This is a genomic window from Verrucomicrobiia bacterium (genome assembly GCA_036405135.1).
Lineage (GTDB): Bacteria > Verrucomicrobiota > Verrucomicrobiia > Limisphaerales > JAEYXS01 > JAEYXS01.
This window is the reverse complement of sequence record DASWYF010000008.1, coordinates 47,619-65,079: the sequence shown is the minus strand read 5'-3', so window position 1 is coordinate 65,079 and position 17,461 is coordinate 47,619. Positions and strand designations below refer to the sequence as shown.

15 protein-coding genes and 1 tRNA gene are annotated in these 17,461 nt (G+C 51.5%); 1 reads left to right on the top strand and 15 read right to left on the bottom strand.

All coding sequences use genetic code 11. The features are described from left to right. Positions 1-53 precede the first annotated feature (53 nt). The 4 genes from prfA to VGH19_03140 all read right to left on the bottom strand — a co-directional run bounded on the left by prfA (position 54) and on the right by VGH19_03140 (position 2,918). Positions 54-1,133, bottom strand: coding sequence for a peptide chain release factor 1 (gene prfA, locus VGH19_03155; GenBank protein HEY1170345.1), 1,080 nt, complete (start codon positions 1,131-1,133; stop codon positions 54-56). A gap of 112 nt (positions 1,134-1,245) precedes the next feature. Continuing rightward, positions 1,246-1,494, bottom strand: coding sequence for a 50S ribosomal protein L31 (rpmE, locus tag VGH19_03150; protein ID HEY1170344.1), 249 nt, complete (start codon positions 1,492-1,494; stop codon positions 1,246-1,248). A gap of 212 nt (positions 1,495-1,706) precedes the next feature. Next, positions 1,707-2,123 carry a DUF393 domain-containing protein gene (locus VGH19_03145; protein HEY1170343.1) on the bottom strand — a complete coding sequence of 139 codons (417 nt, stop codon included), beginning with the start codon at positions 2,121-2,123 and terminating at the stop codon, positions 1,707-1,709. A gap of 111 nt (positions 2,124-2,234) precedes the next feature. Beyond that, a complete protein-coding gene (locus VGH19_03140) occupies positions 2,235-2,918 on the bottom strand; it encodes a phospholipase D-like domain-containing protein (GenBank protein ID HEY1170342.1) in 684 nt (227 codons plus the stop codon). 605 nt (positions 2,919-3,523) lie between these two features. On the opposite strand from VGH19_03140, the gene VGH19_03135 reads away from it, so the two are divergent. Beyond that, positions 3,524-3,611 (top strand) — tRNA-Ser (locus tag VGH19_03135). A gap of 10 nt (positions 3,612-3,621) precedes the next feature. Here the strand turns inward: VGH19_03135 and VGH19_03130 are convergent. From VGH19_03130 to VGH19_03080, 11 genes are all read right to left on the bottom strand, one after another. Next, positions 3,622-4,641, bottom strand: a complete 1,020-nt coding sequence (locus VGH19_03130; GenBank protein ID HEY1170341.1) for a hypothetical protein — start codon at positions 4,639-4,641, stop codon at positions 3,622-3,624. A gap of 156 nt (positions 4,642-4,797) precedes the next feature. Further along, positions 4,798-5,868 carry a PA0069 family radical SAM protein gene (locus tag VGH19_03125; protein ID HEY1170340.1) on the bottom strand — a complete coding sequence of 357 codons (1,071 nt, stop codon included), beginning with the start codon at positions 5,866-5,868 and terminating at the stop codon, positions 4,798-4,800. Between the two features lie 68 nt (positions 5,869-5,936). Then, on the bottom strand, positions 5,937-7,805 hold the full coding sequence (locus VGH19_03120) for a hypothetical protein (protein HEY1170339.1): 1,869 nt from the start codon (positions 7,803-7,805) through the stop codon (positions 5,937-5,939). A 502-nt stretch (positions 7,806-8,307) separates the two neighbouring features. Beyond that, complete coding sequence (locus tag VGH19_03115; protein ID HEY1170338.1) at positions 8,308-9,225, bottom strand: restriction endonuclease; 918 nt, start codon at positions 9,223-9,225, stop codon at positions 8,308-8,310. A gap of 11 nt (positions 9,226-9,236) precedes the next feature. Beyond that, on the bottom strand, positions 9,237-9,587 hold the full coding sequence (locus VGH19_03110; protein HEY1170337.1) for a hypothetical protein: 351 nt from the start codon (positions 9,585-9,587) through the stop codon (positions 9,237-9,239). A 39-nt stretch (positions 9,588-9,626) separates the two neighbouring features. Beyond that, a complete protein-coding gene (locus VGH19_03105) occupies positions 9,627-10,364 on the bottom strand; it encodes a hypothetical protein (GenBank protein HEY1170336.1) in 738 nt (245 codons plus the stop codon). A 10-nt stretch (positions 10,365-10,374) separates the two neighbouring features. Beyond that, positions 10,375-11,709, bottom strand: coding sequence for a hypothetical protein (locus tag VGH19_03100; GenBank protein HEY1170335.1), 1,335 nt, complete (start codon positions 11,707-11,709; stop codon positions 10,375-10,377). Then, complete coding sequence (locus tag VGH19_03095) at positions 11,666-13,192, bottom strand: class I SAM-dependent DNA methyltransferase (GenBank protein HEY1170334.1); 1,527 nt, start codon at positions 13,190-13,192, stop codon at positions 11,666-11,668. Before VGH19_03095 ends, VGH19_03100 begins: the two co-directional genes overlap by 44 nt. Continuing rightward, positions 13,173-13,724: a hypothetical protein gene (locus VGH19_03090; protein HEY1170333.1), complete on the bottom strand. Its 552-nt coding sequence runs from the start codon at positions 13,722-13,724 to the stop codon at positions 13,173-13,175. Before VGH19_03090 ends, VGH19_03095 begins: the two co-directional genes overlap by 20 nt. A 4-nt stretch (positions 13,725-13,728) precedes the next feature. Continuing rightward, positions 13,729-14,985, bottom strand: a complete 1,257-nt coding sequence (locus tag VGH19_03085; protein ID HEY1170332.1) for a hypothetical protein — start codon at positions 14,983-14,985, stop codon at positions 13,729-13,731. A gap of 31 nt (positions 14,986-15,016) precedes the next feature. Beyond that, on the bottom strand, positions 15,017-17,386 hold the full coding sequence (locus tag VGH19_03080; protein ID HEY1170331.1) for a DEAD/DEAH box helicase family protein: 2,370 nt from the start codon (positions 17,384-17,386) through the stop codon (positions 15,017-15,019). Positions 17,387-17,461: the final 75 nt, after the last annotated feature.

Genomic DNA, 17,461 nt, shown 5'->3' with positions numbered 1-17,461 from the left:
ATCGTTCTCGTCGTCCTCGATATTTTCTTCTACTGGCCCGTCGAGCATCGACCTTAGAGCTTCAACTGCGCCAGCTTCTCGTTCAGCTCATTCGTCAGCAGCGGCTGCACCAGTCCATCGATATCCCCATCCAAGAACTGCGTCAGACTATACAGCGTCACCTCGATGCGATGATCCGTCACGCGATTCTGCGGGAAGTTATACGTGCGGATGCGCTCATTGCGTTCGCCGGTACCCACTTGGTCCTTACGGAACGCCGCATACTTCGCCGCTTCCTCCGCCACCTTGATATCCAGCAAACGTGAGCGCAGCACCGTCATCGCCTTCAGCTTGTTCTTCTGCTGGGAGCGCTCATCCGCGCAACGCACGATCATGCCCGTGGGCTTGTAGATGATCTGCACCGCCGAGTCCGTCGTGTTCACGCCCTGACCGCCCTTGCCTGAGGCACGGCACACGTTGATCTCCAGATCCTCCGGCTTGATCTCCACGTCCACCTCTTCCGCCTCCGGCATCACGGCCACCGTACACGTGCTCGTATGGATGCGCCCCTGTGCTTCTGTCGCGGGCACACGCTGCACGCGATGCACGCCTGACTCATGCTTCAAGCGCTTGTAAACGTCATTCCCCGTGATGCTGAAGATGATTTCCTTCAAGCCACCCAAATCCGAGTAGCTCGAATCCAGCGGCTCCATCTTCCATCCCTGATCCTCCGCATACCGCGTATACATGCGGTAAAGGTCTGCTGCAAAGAGCGCCGACTCCGCACCACCTGCACCGGCGCGGATCTCAAAAATCGTATTACGCGAATCCACCGGACTGGGCGGGATGATGCCGTACTGCACCGTCAGCGAGAGCTTCTTCACCTCTTCTTCCAGCCGCGCGATCTCTTCCTTCGCCATCTGCGCCATCTCGGAATCCGGTAACTCAGCAGCGTATATTTCCTTGTTATCCGCCAGATCGGCCTCGGCCTTCAGCAATGCTTTGCCCGCTGCGACCAAGTCTTTCAGACGCGCATATTCCTTCGTTAGCTCCTGTGCCTTCTGCGGATTATTGAAGGCGTCGGGACTGCTCAGCAACGATTCCACCTCGGCGAAACGCCGGGTGAATTTTTCGATATGTGGACGCAGATCCATGTAGGTCGTTCAGTCGGTGATAAAAAATGGGAGAGGGCCGTTCGCACGGCCTCGGAAAAAAGACGCCGCCCGCACGGTCTTGTGAACCATGCGGGCGGTGTGCTGGAAAACGCTACTTCTTCTTTTTCTTGCCCGTGGCAGCGAGGGCGTCCTGCGCGGCCTGGGTCTTCGCCAAGCGCTGCTGGAACTTGTCCACGCGACCGGCGGTGTCCACGAACTTCTGCTGGCCCGTGTAGAACGGATGGCAGTCGTTGCAAATACCGATCAAGACCGTCTTCTTCGTCGAACGCGTATGGATCACGTTACCACAGGCGCACCGGATCTCGGCATCCTGATAATTCGGATGAATGTCTGCTTTCATATTACCAAAAATTAAAGAGGCGAAAAACTAACAGGGAAAACCCGATTGGCAAGGGTTAATTTGCGATTTTTCCGACTACATTCCTTCATAAGATAAACCAGCGGAGTCGCAACAGGCTGTGGAAAACTCAGTAATGCTCCATCTCCCTCGCCCCTCAGAGGGGAGAGGGCCGGGGTGAGGGGTGCCTGCCGTCTTTAAAATTAGTTTCCTCCCTACCCCTTCTCCACCGTCACCGCTCCCTTATCCCCCTGCCGCCTTCGGGAAGGCAAAATCGCACATGCCTCCTTGCAGCCGAACCACTTGCTAAAGAGATACCGGTTCCTGCTGATCCACTGATAAACCTTCTCAGCTACCCAGATCACTCCCGGAATCCACAAGATCAAGACCGGCAGCACCAAAAGCGGCATCCTCATGCCCACGAACCGGATACAACGTGCCCCCCGATAAATCCGCCCCTCTGGCGTCACACAATGGATCGCCTCCGAAAGCTGGTCCTCTGTGATGCCCGGCGCGACCTCCTTCGCCAGCGGATCGCTGATAGGCACCAACCGCACCTTATCCAGCCAGTCCAGCCACGTCAGCATGCGCGATTGAAACGTACACAGCGAACACTCGCCGTCATACAGCACAACATGTTTCGTTCTGGCTTCGTTACTACTCACAGCAAAAGAGAAGGTCCGAGGTTGCCGCCCGAATGTCAACCTGTCCCCTTTCTTACTTCACACTTCTCCTCTCGCACCTTAACAAACCATCTTTCCCCACAACGCTTCAAACTCCTTCATGAACGGCTCCACCAATCGCATGTCATTGCTCACGATGATATTCTCCTGATTCACCGCTGAAGCACTCCGCGTCCAGTTGAAGCTGCCCGTGAGCAGAATGCGATTATCGAACACCGCGAACTTGTGATGCATATGATCCGGACCGCAATCCAGATGCACCGGAATCCCCGCGCGCCGAAACTCCTCGATGTCCGAACCCGCGTCATACGATTTATCATTATCACTGACGATCCGCACCTTCAACCGCCGCCGATGCGCATTCAGAATCGCTGAAGAAATCCGGTCATCCGCGATTGTGAATACACACAAATCCGCTGTCCGCTCCGTCGCTGACAACAGATCGATGATGCGATACGCACAATCATTTCCTGGACTGAAAAACACTTCGTTTGTCACCGTGCGCACCGGCTCATTCTGAGGAAGGAGCAACTTGTTCACTTCCTCCAGCCAGTTGCAGATCTCCTTTGCTCGAGGATCAGCCAGTTCCTTTCGCGCCAGCTCAAACGCCTGATGCCGCACCACCGCCCGTTGCTGCTCATTGAGATTCGCCGTGCGCAAGATTTCTCCCAGCGCCCGCTTCTCTGCTCCGGAAATGCTCCGGTCCGCCAGCGTTTGCGCCAATGCCTCTTCAATGGGAATCATGCGCGCAGCCTACTTTTCACCTCGAAAGTCATCCACGAAAATCCGGTGAAATTTTGTTACCCCTTGATAAATAGACGTTTGCGAAACCAATAAAAATTTACCCCACCGATTTGAACATTCTGGAACCGGTGCTATCTAATTAAGTGGAGAGCGTTGGTTGCGTTCTCTGACAATTAGCGCAGTGTTTGGAACGTTTCTTCAGCGGCCTCCCCCAGGCCCACCTCCTTGGCGTCCAAGCACTGCGTATTGTTTTTAGGCTATAATGCGATTCTGAACTGAGCATCAGTTTTTACGAACAGACGGCCTACTAGGCTGGACCTTCTCATACTTCATTCCAATCAAAGAAAGGCAAAAGCGATCATCGAACGGTCTGACATTGCCTGCGACATGCCTACCCACGAGTAATTTGGGGTGCATTCCTTCCTTTTGCGAATCCGCTTGCCCTCGGGGCATATCCATGCAAGAAAGACAGCAGATGGATCGTTGCGGTAAGCTTCGCATTTACGTCTTCTGACGGCGGCGGTTGCTTCCTCTGGCTAAACCCGATACCGAAAGGTGCACGGGATTAGTGTCGGAACCTGCAAAAGATTCATTAAATGCTGGTTGGAGAGATGGCTGAGTGGTTTAAGGCACACGCCTGGAAAGCGTGCGTAGGTAACACTACCGGGGGTTCGAATCCCCCTCTCTCCGCCACTGGCGTCAGTTACTTCTTAACTTCCCGAAAACCGCCCTCGCGGATCTGCCGTGAATCGAGCTGGGCGATGTTCACCCAATCGCCTTTCAATTCTGTTACGCGGTCTTGGTGGACGATCCAATCCACGCCGCCTTTGGCTTTTTGCAAGACGATGGCGTCGCCGCCCTGATAGGGCATCTCTTCCGGCTTGGCCTTGCGCCAAGTGCCTTGAGCCACACCTTTGGGAACATCGATATCCCAAGTGTATCTGCCATCCGCCGTGATGATGATGGAGCCGACATCTTTCACGCCGATCTCGGTCTGGCGGTAGATGTAACCGTCGTTGCCCTTGTAATCCACGGTCGCGCCGATCTTGCTCAGGCTCCATTTGCCGATATACCAAGGTTCCTTGGTGGGAGGCCCATAGTTCGCTTGCAGAGGGAAGATGATGTCTGAGCTGGCACCGTATTTGCCGAGCTGGTTGCTGAAGTCTGAGAGGGTCTGGTAGCGGAAGTTCACGCCGCGTTTCTTGATCATCTCGGCGAGTTCTTTTCGTATCTGCTCTCTCTGCGGATGAGCGAAAGGCTGGTCTCCCAGACGCGTTTGAAGAAAGTTCAAGACTTCCTCTTGTGTCATCAATCCACCAGCCGTGGCAGGAAGAGTTTGTGTCGCAGTAGGTGCCGGTGCAGCCGGTTTGGTGGCGACGGGTGCGGGGGGCTGGGCTGGCGTGGTTTTTGCCGGGGCTTCAACGGTCGGTTTGGCAGCAGGCTTGGTTCCCAGCGGGCGGATACGTTCCCAACTGTAGGCGGTTTGTGAGCCGTCTGGATAAAATTCGTTCGGCTTCTTGCGGATGATCGGTTGTTTGCCATCGGGCGTGGCATACATGTAAACACCGGGTTCCCACAGATCTTTGATCGGTGATTCGAGGTATTCGATCTTGTCACCGGGTCTGTATTTATCCGCCTGTGCCAGCAACGAGCACGTGGCGAGGAGTGAAGCAACGGCGGTGGTTAACAGCGTAGCTAAACGAACCAAAGAATGTGTTTTCATGAATGGATTTTCATTCAGCGGAAAAGCGGATGAAAACTTGCTTTGTCGCTCCATGACGAGATGGAAGGTGTGTCTCAACCATGCTCACTGGAGAGAGATTACTCCCTTTGTGAGTGGTGGGAAGAGTGCGTTTTGTAAGAGGAGAGCTAAATGGCCTCAGAATAACTCCAACTGCTTCCCTGCAGGGCGTCTGAAATGCTCTGTGCTGAGGTGCAATTCGTCTTTGTTCATACCGTATTTATGACATGCGACTTTGAAAATCTGGTGGATCTGTTCCGCGAAGATGCCTTCACCGGAAAAGCGCTTGCCCCATTCTGAGCTGTTCAGCTTGCCACCGCGGATGGCACGGATGCGGTTGAGCACTTTTTCTTTGCGATCGGGGAAATGGCGCGTGAGCCAGTCATCAAAAAGCTCTTTCTGTTGATAGGGCAGGCGGAGAACGACGTGACCGGCGTGCTTGGCACCGGCTTCGGAAGCGGCTTTGAGGAGTTGCGGAATCTCGTGATCGTTCAGGCCGGGGATGATGGGCGCGGTCATGACGCCGACTGGTATGCCGGCAGTGGCGAGCTTGGAGATGGTATCCAGACGATCGCGCGGTGAAGCGGTGCGCGGCTCCATCACGCGGCGAAGATCGGTGTCCAGAGTGGTGAGCGAGATGAACACCATGGCGCACTGGTGACGGGCGAGTTCTTGAAGCACATCGATGTCCCGCACCACGAGCGCGTTCTTGCTGACAATGCCTACAGGATTGCGACATTCCGCGAGGACTTCGAGACAGCCGCGTGTGATCTTGAGCTTGCGCTCGACGGGTTGGTAGCAATCTGTCACACCGCTGATAGCAAGGCATTGCGGTTTCCATTTGGGCTTGGAAAGTTCCTCGCGCAATAGGACTGGCGCGTTCAGCTTCACCATGATCTTGCTCTCGAAATCGAGGCCTGAGGAGAAACCGAGGTATTCGTGCGTGGGCCGTGCGTAACAATAAATGCAGCCATGCTCGCAGCCGCGATAGGGATTCACACTGGCACTGAACCCGATATCCGGGCTGTCATTATAGGCAATGATCGTCTTGGAATGATCAACGAGGAACTGCGTGCGCAGCAGATTGTCGTCCTCTGGATTCCATTCCTCATCACGCTCCAGATGGATCTGCTCGAAACGATTTGTCGGGTTGCCGGAAGCTCCGCGAGCGACCCGCTTATCCGCACTGATCTGTGAGGTGACCGACACAGAAGCATTTTCGCACGCGCGACGGCATCTGCAATGGAGAGATATTCACAAAATATGGACTCATGGGATCAGGGCGTGATTTTCCGGAGGCGGTAGAACTGAGAAGAAGAAGCGGGCACGGGTATGGTCAAGGTGCGATCACCTAAAACATATCCCTGAGTTCCCCCTAGGGGTGCCCAGGTAGCATTTGGACCCAAAGAATCCGTGCTTTCTACCTCGAACCCGACATTCTCCATCGACCAGCCAAGAATCAGATTTGTTCCGTCACTTCGCATACTAAAGCCAGGGCCGCGGAAAGAATAACGATATATGGCGTAGCTGCGCGGAATGATAAAATCACCATTCTCGTCGATGGCCAGTCCTGACCCTCTCCCGGACCATCTGTTGAGCAAAGTTCCTTCAGCGTCAAAACATTGAATCTTATCGATGTCAATCACCAGGATTTGGCCGAGCGAATTCAGGGCGATATCTTGCGGATAGTAGAATTGGCCATCATCTGTTCCTTCGCCGCCCCAGGACGTCACATAATTACCATTGAGGTCAAATTTCTGGATCCGATGGTTTTGAGAGTCGGCAACATACAAAAAATTGGTCCCGTCAGTGGCCATTCTGAGAGGCTCATTGAACTGTCCCGGCCCGTTTCCGCTCGTGCCCCATTTTGCCGTAAAATTCCGATCTTCGTCGAATTTCTGGATCCGATGAGTGGAGAGATCGCTTACGTAGATGTTCCCGGCCAAATCGATTGCCACACCTCCTGGATGCTGAAACTTCCCATCGGTTGCCGCGCGCGCGCCCCAGGCTCGAAGAAACTGGCCGTTAGGGCTAAATTCTTGGATCCGACCATTATTGGTATCCGCCACCAGGAGATTACCTTGGCGGTCCACGGCAACATCTCCGGGAGAGTTCAACTGCCCTTCCGCAGAACCTTTCATTCCGAAGCGAAAAACCAAGTTCCCTTGAGGGTCAAACTTGAGAAGGCTGGAGACATTGGCATCACAAACCCAGACATGGCCCGTTGCATCCAGCACAGGTGCCATCACATTGGCCAAGGGGACATATTCTTTGACTCCCCAAACTCGGACCAGATCTCCTGTATCAGTGAACTCCTGCACCCGGTGGTTGAAGCTGTCGATGACATGGACGTGGTCATCACTACTCACCGCGATGCCGGCGGGAAAGTTGAACTGTCCGGTGGCGAAACCAGGCCCGCCCCATTTAGCCAGGAAATTGCCACTACGATCGAACCGCTGCACCCGGTGGTTATCACGTTCCGTCACGAAAACATCGTTGCCTCTGATGGCGATACCGGAGGGGGCTTTGAATTGTCCGTCCTCGCTGCCGGAAGCCCCCCACTTGCCGAGGTAATTCCCGTTTGCGTCGAATTTTTGGATCCGGGCAAGGCTCTCATCGGTGACATACAAGGTACCCTCGGCATCCACACCGAGTCCGGCAATGACTGAGAACTGTCCGTCTGCCACCCCCTGCGCCCCCCATTTCAGCAGAAAGTTTCCTGCGGTATCGAATTTCTGAATACGCCGCAGACCTTGATCCGCCACGTAGATGGCGTCATCAGCACCTATGGCTATGCTGATGGGCAGGCTGAACTGGCCATCACCAGATCCGTTGCTGCCCCAACTGAGGACGTGTTCCCCGGAGGAGTTGAATTTGTGAATTTTCCGGAATTGATCATCGCTAACATAACTGTTGCCCTGGCTGTCCAGGGCGATGCTGATCGGCTTCATGGACTGGAACCCTTCTTTGTAAGTCCAATGAGCGAGATATTCCTTGGAAGCAGAAAATTTTTGGATGCTATTGTTGCCAGTATCCGCGACGTAGAAATTTCCGTTGGCATCAATAGCAACCGCCTTGGGCGTGATCAGCATGCCAGGAACAAACGTGGGACGCCCCCAAGTTTGAGCGACGTAGGGTGCAGCCATGAGGTGCCATCGGCTTATGGGAACGAAGGCCAGCGCCAGCAGCAAAAACTGGCCAGCCCAAAATTGCCGCTGTGATAATTTTAGTCGTAGAGGGTATCTCCGCTCCATTTGCTGATAAATTATAGGTCCGGCGAATCAGTGTCTATCAGAAGAATTAAAGGACAGAGTGTTCCGCAGGCTTGACCCTGAGAGCAGAAGACCGCAGTTTTTGCAGACCAAGTCGCTATGTCTCCATAGCTCAAATGGATAGAGCAGCGGTTTCCTAACGCCAACCAGCCATTTTTCAGGAGTTTTCCCGAGTTATCTGCTGTCATCAAACCGGAAAATCATTGGGCTTTTTTCGCGTTCGACTCATCCTGAGTCATCCTGAAAAACCCCAAATTTCGGCACCGGGTTACAACTTTGGGTTACAAGTTAGAAAGGCCGTTTTTGCGGCTTAATGCAACGGTTTCAATGATCGCTGCTCCAATTTCAGCGGTTGTTACCTTAGCAAAAGAGATGCTCATTCCTCCTCAAAATAGTCGCTGTCCACGCGTTTGATTTCGTAGCTGTATGCCCGCGAAACCCCGATGTTGTGCTCGATCATTAATTCGGCAAGACGTTGGCCGTCTATGAGGATAACCCGTTGAGGCAGGTTTTTGACGTAATCCCGCGCGGTAGTGCTGAAATCGCTGGTGGTGATGAAAATGCCTTTTTGCGCGTGTTGTCCAGCAAGAGCCCCGACAAAGTTTTGGATATGGGGACGGCCAACCGAATCTTTCCAGCGCTTCGCTTGGACGTAGATTCGGTCCAAGCCGAGGCGATCTTCATTTATCAAACCGTCAATTCCTTCGTCGTTAGACTTCTGCGTGACGGTTGCAGCTTCCTCCCGAGAGCCGCCGTAACCCATGGCCAGCAAGAGGTCCAAAACCAGCCGCTCGAATCTGTACGGGTTCATCTTGCGAACCAGTTCCATTAATTCGGCATTTAATGTGGCTTGCAGGCTTTTAAAGGCGGCATCGATGACTTCATTGGGTGTGGCTTCGCTCTTGAGTGCTATGTCCTTTTCCAAGGTTGCGGATTCACCGCTCTTTTCGGAAGCATTCAGCCATTCTGAAAACTTCGGAAACTTTAAGAGGAAATCGCGGTCAATAACCTTCGGCTTAGCCTCTGCAACTTTCTTGCCTAGTTCAGTGATGACATAGAACCCGCGTTTAGGCTTATCCAGCAAGCCAGCGCGGTAGAGATCATAGCAGGCCCAATTTGCGCGGTTGTGCCAACGGGATTGAGTGCCGCTTGGCAGCATTTCGCTTAGGTCGGCTTCGGTGAGAGAAAAGTGTTTTGCCAGCACCAAATAAATCTCGGATATTTTGTGCGGCTTGCCATCGGCAAAAAACTGCATCGCCGGGGCTTTGATGTCGTTGAATTCTGGAACGGCCATAAAACCTTTAGTTATGCTTGGGCCTTTAGGTTAAACTTACTCAAACGGCTGCGGATCGCACTTGGTTGACGTTGCATTATTCTGGCGATTTCATTCACCGACTCTCCCTGTGCGACTAGTTGACGGAGTTTTTCATCTTGGGTGGCATCCCATTTTTCATACGCGAGCGCGTGCTTCTGCCGCATTGCTTCTACTGAATAGGCCTTTTTAGGAGCGCTGTCTGGTGGATTCTCCAGTGCTTCGGCTGCTGCTTTGAATATGTCATGGTAGGTCCAAGCCAAATCCTGAACCAGAATTTGCTCATACGTCTGCCCTTTGGCAATGGCCTGAAGTATGAGCCGGGATTTTTCGCTTAATGGCATACTCTGCTTTGGTCATAAAGATTAAGGTCTATGATCATGTCAATTTGACCCTTTCTTTGGATTCGTCTCTTTATGTTCAATACGACCACTCTCTAGGGAATAAACTACTTCTTTTGAGCCAGCAGAACGGCTTTTTTCCAATGCGCTTAGGGGAATTGGTATTTGATAAATTCTATGTCTTCCTCGCTGTAAATAGTCAAGGTCTCCAAGTGGATGCTGGACCCAAGTTGTATTTCCCTCTCGATCTACAATCGAAACCATCCTTACTCGTTTGTGAACACGCCAAGGCATAAAAATAGGTCGGTAAGATATCTCGAACTCTAGAACAACTGAAATATCCTCATTAGGCGCAAGCTTTGTGAAACCGAAGGTAGAAATTGTAACTTTTTCGTCGGGGTTGAGATTGCCGACGTCAAAAAATCTCCGGCTTTCAATTGAATCGTTTACTGCTTCCACGGGAGGAGTTGTTATGTCAGGTTTTCTCGAGAAAACGAAGGGCATCCAACATCTATATTCAACTTTTCTCAGGGGAACTATTGATTCATTTGCTATCTGAAATTTTAGTGAGAGAGGACTATCAGGATTTGCTTCGGGAAATTGGCTTAGCGAAAGACGAGGTAAAAAGGTAACTAACGACGATAAAACTCCGATAAAGCCGATTATGAATGCGCCGACTTTAAGGAGCGAATTGCGAATACCTTTCTTATCCTCCGCGATCTTAGCGCGTTCTGTGCGAATCGCTTTTTTCAGGCGATTCCTCTCGCGTTTTTTGCTCATGGTATGTGCGTCAAGTAGTAGTTGGGTGCCGGAATGGTAATGTGCTCATGCCTGAAGGTTTTGACTTCTCTAATAGTTCTCCTTTGAAGGCGCGGTCTAGGATGGCGGGGAGCAAGGCGTCTAGCTCTCTGGCGGTTTCCGATTGCAGACTTTTCAAGCGCTCTACCTCTGCTTGTAACCTGTCCAACTCGGCTACGATCCGGCATTGTTCAATCAATGATGGATACGCTACGGGAGTTGCTTTGAGTATTGTTTGAGAAATATTTACCTGAGCATCTGCTAAACCTGTTTTTCGTTGAACGAGATGTTCTTGTGAGAAAGGCGAAGCTAGCGACAGCTCCAGAAATCTCGGTTCAATCTTTTGGAGATTTGCCCGCAAGCGAATCAGCTTATCCGAAATCGTAAGGAATGGTTCATCACGGCGCACTGCTGCAACTACAGCGACACGTTTTCGTGGGCCTGCTCGGGTGACAAGGATGTCACCTTTCTTCACAGCCAAATGGGGGATAGGTTGGAGGCTTTGAGGCAATGCTTTGTTATGTTCGGCCTGAAAATTGCACCATTGAACGGAAGTTGTTTTTAGGACTCCCCACTCACCTTCCTTTGCTGGTAGATCGTCACATTGTGGGCTCCACCCTGCATCCATCGATTCGATCACATCAACCACTGTTTCTCTTTTCCAGCCTTCGTCGTGCGGCATCATTACGATACTCAATTGTTGGGAATAAAGAGCCTCGGCTTCTTGGGTGGCTTGGTGGCGGAGGGTGCGGGCTTCTTGGATTTGGGCGGCTAGTTCCTCTATACGTGCCACCAACCGCTTTTGCTCTATCAAAGAAGGCAGCCTCAAACGAATCGTGTCGAGAACTTCTTGAGGTTTAAGATATTGGCGATTTGTTGTTCCTAGACTTGCGGCTGTGATGGCATCGACCACAGTTGGCATCATAAAGAGTTTTTGCAGAAGACGCGGATCAATGATATTTGTGTCAATGTCTGCCAAACACATATTAGGCGATGCAAGGCAACCTGCATGATCTTCAGTTGTTACGCCAAACGCGCCGTTTTTCGTATCAACTTTGCACCACATTAACTGATTAACTGAGGCGCGCTGATACTCGCGCATTGTCAAATCACTGCCACGAACTGTGCGTTTTATAGCAACACCACCGCCACGATTCGTGACGCCAAGAATTCGATATTCTACCAAATCATCTATTTGAAATCGCGATTCTTTGTTAATGCGAATAGCCGCTGATAGCGGTTTGACTGGCCAATCGGTTCGGTTGGAAAATGATTCAAACACTTTAGGAGGCCAGTGCTTTTTGAAGGTTAAACATAATTTCTGCAATTCGCTGTTCTTTCTTGAGAATGCTGGCGGCGAGTTGTTCCGGGGGCAGGTGGGTGATGTCTTCCTTGGCACTGGGGTTCTTACGATCCAAGTTGCAACCGGCGGCGAGCAGGTCGGCGGCTTTCACCTTCCAAGCGTTCTCGTTCTCTTGGCGTTTGTTCCACCAAGCAACGAGCGGGGAGAATTCCTCAAATTGGATAGGGGCGGTCTTGGTGTAGTTCTTCCGTCCTTCGGGCAAGGGTTGCTCGTAATACCAGACATCCTGTGTCGTGCCGGAGCGGTCGAAGAACAAGACGTTCGTAGGAATGCCAGTGTACGGGGCAAAGACGCCATTCGGAAGGCGGACGATGGTGTGGAGGTTGAATTCCTTGAGCAGTTCTTCTTTGATCCGGGCGCAAACGCCATCACCAAACAAGGTGCCATTCGGAACAACCACGGCAGCGCGGGCTTTGCCGCCTTGCCGCTTCAATTTACGCATGATGAGTTGCAGGAAGAGCAAAGCGGTTTCCGCCGTCTGCTTATCCTCGGGGAAATTGCCCTGAATGCCTTTCTCTTCCTCACCACCGAAAGGCGGGTTGGTAAGGATTACGTCCACTCGTTCACGTTCGCCGATGTCCGTCAGCTTGTGACGGAGGGCGTTGCCGGGATCGATCTGCGGAGCGTCCAAGCCGTGCAAAAGCAGATTCATTTGGCAAAGCAGATAAGGGAGTGATTTCGGCTCACAACCGAAGATACTTTTTTCCTGCAAGACACGGCGATCTGCCACGGTCTTAACCTGCTTGGCGAGGTGGTTGTAGGCTTCCACCAAGAAACCGCCCGTGCCGCTGGCGGGATCTAGCACGGTTTCACCCAAGCGCGGATTCGTTACTTCCACCATGAGGCGGACGACGGCGCGAGGGGTGTAGAACTCGCCTGAATCCCCGGCAGCATCGCGCATTTCCCGAAGCATGGATTCATAGAGCGTGCCGAGGGTGTGCAATTCCTCGCTGGATGTGAAATGAATGCCATTCAGCTTGTTGACGACATCGCGGAGCAGATACCCGCTTTTCATGCGGTTATCTACGCCCTTAAACACCGTGGCAATCACGTCGCGGCGATTGTCGCCGTTTTCACTGGTAAGCGTGCGAAGATAGCGGAACAAACCCGGACCACGTTTGCCATTGGGCAAAACTGCGTCCTCGTTATTGATGAACGCCAGCAATTCATCGCCGGTAATGCCATCCGTCTTGGCGGCCCAATCCCGCCAGCGATAAGGTGCTTCAATGGCGGGTTTGAACTTTTTTCCAGCGAGCTTGGTTTCCTCTTCCCGTTGAAGTTCCAAGTCATCCAAGAACTTCAAAAACATGATCCAAGTAAGCAGGGGCAAGCGATCCAAGTCGCCATTCAGCCCCTTATCCTTCCGCATGATGTCACGCGAGGATTTGAGTAGAGAGCCAAGGGATTGGGCGGTGGTGGCTAGGGCGTCATTCTTCAATTGTCGCATCTCCTTTACTCAAATCGAAACCGGTTACCAACTCAACGAAATCTGCCCCGGCAGCTCGGGGGACGATCTGATTACCTTGTCGAAAACTTTCGATGAGAGTGGCAAGTTCATGAACAACAACACCTGCACTTCGAATAACTTCTTTTTCTTCTGGGTGCCGCAAGTTGTGAACTACCAATTCTCTGCTCCATTCCCCATTATGCAGAGCCTTTCGTTGAGCAACCTTCCGGGGGTGATCGAATTTTTGATGAATCCAAGAGGCTACGCTTTCCTGTAACTCTGATTCCGTTCTGCGTCTAGCGTTGCTGGCGGACTCGCCGAGTTTTCTCTTAGCTTTGGGAATTTTTGTCAGATAGCTAACCGGATTGAATGACGCTTGAACTTCTACGTGCCGACAAAGGATGCCCTTGTCCGGGCTTGGTTTTAGGGCAAGAATATCGATTTCTTCAACGCCAAGCTTTATGCCGCGAATGGTAAACCATCCGGCTCGATTTAACCATTCCTCAACAATCTCCTCCGCAAGCAATGCCATAAATCTACTTCGCTTTGGTCAAATTGTTCAAAACATTGGTGAGAACACCAAACATATCTTTTTGTGTGACATCGCCGGTGGAAGCGGGAGATTCGGGAGCGCCAAAAAATCTCTCGGCGAGTTTACCTTTAATCGCATTGCGCTGTTCCTCTGGCAGCAGAACCAAGTAGGCATCGATTGAAGCTAATTCTAGGAAGAATCTCCGGTTGAGCCGTTCCCTTTCCCTGTGTTTAGATGATTCATTTGCTGCATAGGCGGCGGGAATGGCTAAAATCACTACTGTGCCCATCCGGAAAAGAAACACGGTCATATCGGTCGGATTTTTTATGCTAAAATAAAACGCGATACATGCTACAGCGATCATGGCAGTCATTAAGCCAATCGCAATCCACCGCCAAAGATTGGCAGCTTTCCCTTCAATATCAGCAGTGTTTTTGAAGTTTCCTGAAAATGAAGTTGAACCGATGGCTCCGAATATTTTGTCGATTTCTTCTTTGCGCGAAGCAATGAACTCTAAGTGGGCCGTATTTTCACTCTTCGCTGTAGAAAAGAAGTTGGTGTATTCATCTGCGTGCTTTTGAGAACGTGCCGCAAATGTGTCTTCAAACGACTGCAACTGTTTTAGGTGCTCTTCCAGCTTTTGCTTAATGGCAGCGGCAAACTCAACATTTCTTTTTTCTTGGGCTTGCGAGAACTGACTTTGAAACTCGGCAATAGATTGATCAAGTCGAGCTTTCTGTTGTTGGATGGTATTGGTGTGCTCGTCTAAACGCGTTTTGCCATCCGTGATAGCCCGAGAGAGAGAATCAAGCTGGGATTTAATGTCGTTGGATTTGCCTTTAACGCGATCCAGTTCTTCAACAATTTTTTGTTGAAACTGTGCGTTGGCATCTGCGATTGACTTAAATTCCTCAACGGTTTCAGCCGAGCCGAATGATTTCAACTCATCCAGTATCGCATCCGCTGCGCTATTAGCTTCATGTAGGTGTGAAATTCGCTTACGTGCGGCAAATTGTTGGATTCCATTTAGAAGGTTGTTAAGCCAGTTTGAAACTTGATTCCAGCGGTGTTGACTATACAGCTCCACATCAATTTTCGAGAATCTGCTCTGTAGCGCATTTAAGACCTTTAATAATCTTTCATATTCCTGAATGGAGCCCTGCTCGGAACCATCGAGAGATAGTGTTTTAAGTGCATTTAGGCAGTTGTTCGTTTTTTCCGATATTTGCAGATTATTGAAATTCGATTTCCACCTAGACATACCTTTGCCTCTTTAAATTGTTTGCGTTTGTCTATGCAGCATACAGCAGTGACTGTAGTTGGTTAACTGCACTTCGTAGTTTTTCTGTTCCTCCGAATCGTCCAATTATCTCATTCACATTTCCATAGTGTGAAATTGGTGGAACTTTTAGAACGTCCGGTAAACTGAATTGCAGCTCCCCATCGGCAGCATATTTTTCCAGAAGATCGCCGAGGATCGCCTTGGCTTCCGGTCCATAACCGTCGAAGAAGTTGGTTTCCTGTTTCTTCACGCGGTCGGCGCGTTGGCGGCGAGTCAAAATGGGCGCGTTGTAAGCTAAATGGCAAAGGAGATCGAAAGGATCGGCTTCGGGCTTGCCTGCTTGCAGGGCGAGGGCTTGGAAATCAATGCCGCGCTCGGCCAACTGCTGAATCATCTCGGCGCGTTGCTCGGGATCGCTCCAACGGGCACGTAGCTCCACCGTGCTCGGGCAAATGGAACGCACTTTATCCCCGGTGTATTCCGTCAGCTTCACCACGCGCAATTGCTTGCCGTCCGCGTCCAGCTCGTAAACGAGGTCGGCAGCAATCTCTACCTGTCCGCCATCGTAATAGTATTTCCGCTTTTCCTTGTCTGCCGGGTAATCAATTTCGATCTGTTCCTTCGGCTCTTTGATTTCACCGCTTGGATCTTCCGGTTCCTCGGGCGTAAGGATTTCGGTTTCCTTCACCTTGCCGTACTCATCAATTTCTTCTTGAGAAGCAAAGGCCGGATCGCCATCGAAAGCAGGATCGGCGAAATTCCGCGTGGCAGTGCCGGTATAGTCGATGATATTGAACCAAAGCTTGCCGTAATCATCACGGACACGTGTGCCGCGTCCGATGATCTGCTTAAATTCCACCATGGAATTCACCATGCGAACAAGAACGACGTTCTGACACGTAGGGGCGTCTAGGCCGGTGGTGAGTAATTGGGAGGTGGTAAGGATAGTTGGCGTTTTGGTATCGGGGTCTTGAAAACGTTCCATGTGTCCGCGTCCGATGTCGCCTTCGTCTGATGTCACGCGACAAACGTAATTCGGATAGTCCTTTACCAAGTCCTTGTTCAGATTATTCAGCGCCGTGCGCATCTCCGAAGCATGCTCTTGGTCCACGCAAAAGATGATCGTCTTGGCAAAGCGATCCGTCTTTTTCAGGAATTCGGTTAAATGCTTGGCAATGGCTTGCGTCCGGGCGCGTAAGGCAACCAAGCGTTCAAAATCGGCAGTGCGGTATTCCTCATCCGGGATGGCGCGTCCGTAGCGGTCTAACTCATCCTTGCTCGGACGCCAGCCAGCGGCATCCCATTGCGTAATGACGCGGTGGACGCGGTAAGGGGCAAGGAAACCGTCATCAATGCCTTGCTTGAGGCTGTATTGATAGACGGGATTGCCAAAGTAAAGGTAGGTGTCCCGGTTTTCATCCCGCAACGGCGTTGCGGTCATGCCTATTTGATAAGCGGAGGTGAAATATTCGAGGATGTCCCGCCAGTTCGATTCTTCCTTGGCGCTTCCCCGGTGGCATTCGTCGATGATGATGAGATCGAAGAAATCAGGGGCAAACTCTTTGTAAAGGCCGGGGCGGTTGGCGTCCTTGGCAATGGATTGGTAGGTAGAGAAATAAAGCTCGCGTCCGTGGGTAATATCGCCGCCTTCGATTTTGTGACGGGCATCACCAAAGGGAGCAAAGGTTTTGTCTTTAGGATCATCTACTAAGAAATTGCGATCTGCTAGAAAGAGAATGCGAGGTTTGCGCGTAGGATCGCCTTTGGCGTTCCACTTCGAAGTCCAAAGCTTCCAGCAAATTTGGAAGGCTACGACGGTCTTACCGGTGCCGGTGGCCATGGTGAGCAAGACACGGCGCTTTCCTCCGGCGATAGCCTGCAAAGTGCGATTAATCGCGATCTGCTGATAGTAACGGGGATCTTTGCCGTTAGTAAGGTTTGGCGGAGTAAGGAGGGGTTGCTGTTGCTCTGCTTTTAAGCCGGTACGGTATTGCAGACGGTTCCAAAGATTTTCAGGGGATGGAAATGCCTCGATGATCGACTCTTTGCCGCTCAAGAAATCAAACTCAATGATTTCGTGGCCATTGGTGGCGTATGCAAATTTGAGATCAAGGATTTGGGCGTATTCCTTCGCCTGTTGAAGTCCCGAGGCGGCGTTCTTATGAGAAGCTTTTGCTTCAACTACTGCCAAGGGAAGGCTTTGCCGGTAGCGGAGCAAGTAATCAGCGCGTTTCTGGGGACGTCGCCAAGCCATTTTGCCAGCCACGACGATTCGCCCGTCCGTAAACGGGCGTTGTTCGCCTATTTGGTCATCATTCCACCCTGCCGAATAAAGTTTCGGCACGACGAATTTACGACACGTATCTGCCTCGGTTGACATTAATAGCAACGAACGGCTTTTAATTATGTGTCCCCAACCTCCACCTCGAACCCTAAGCTATTAAAGCTGTGTCCC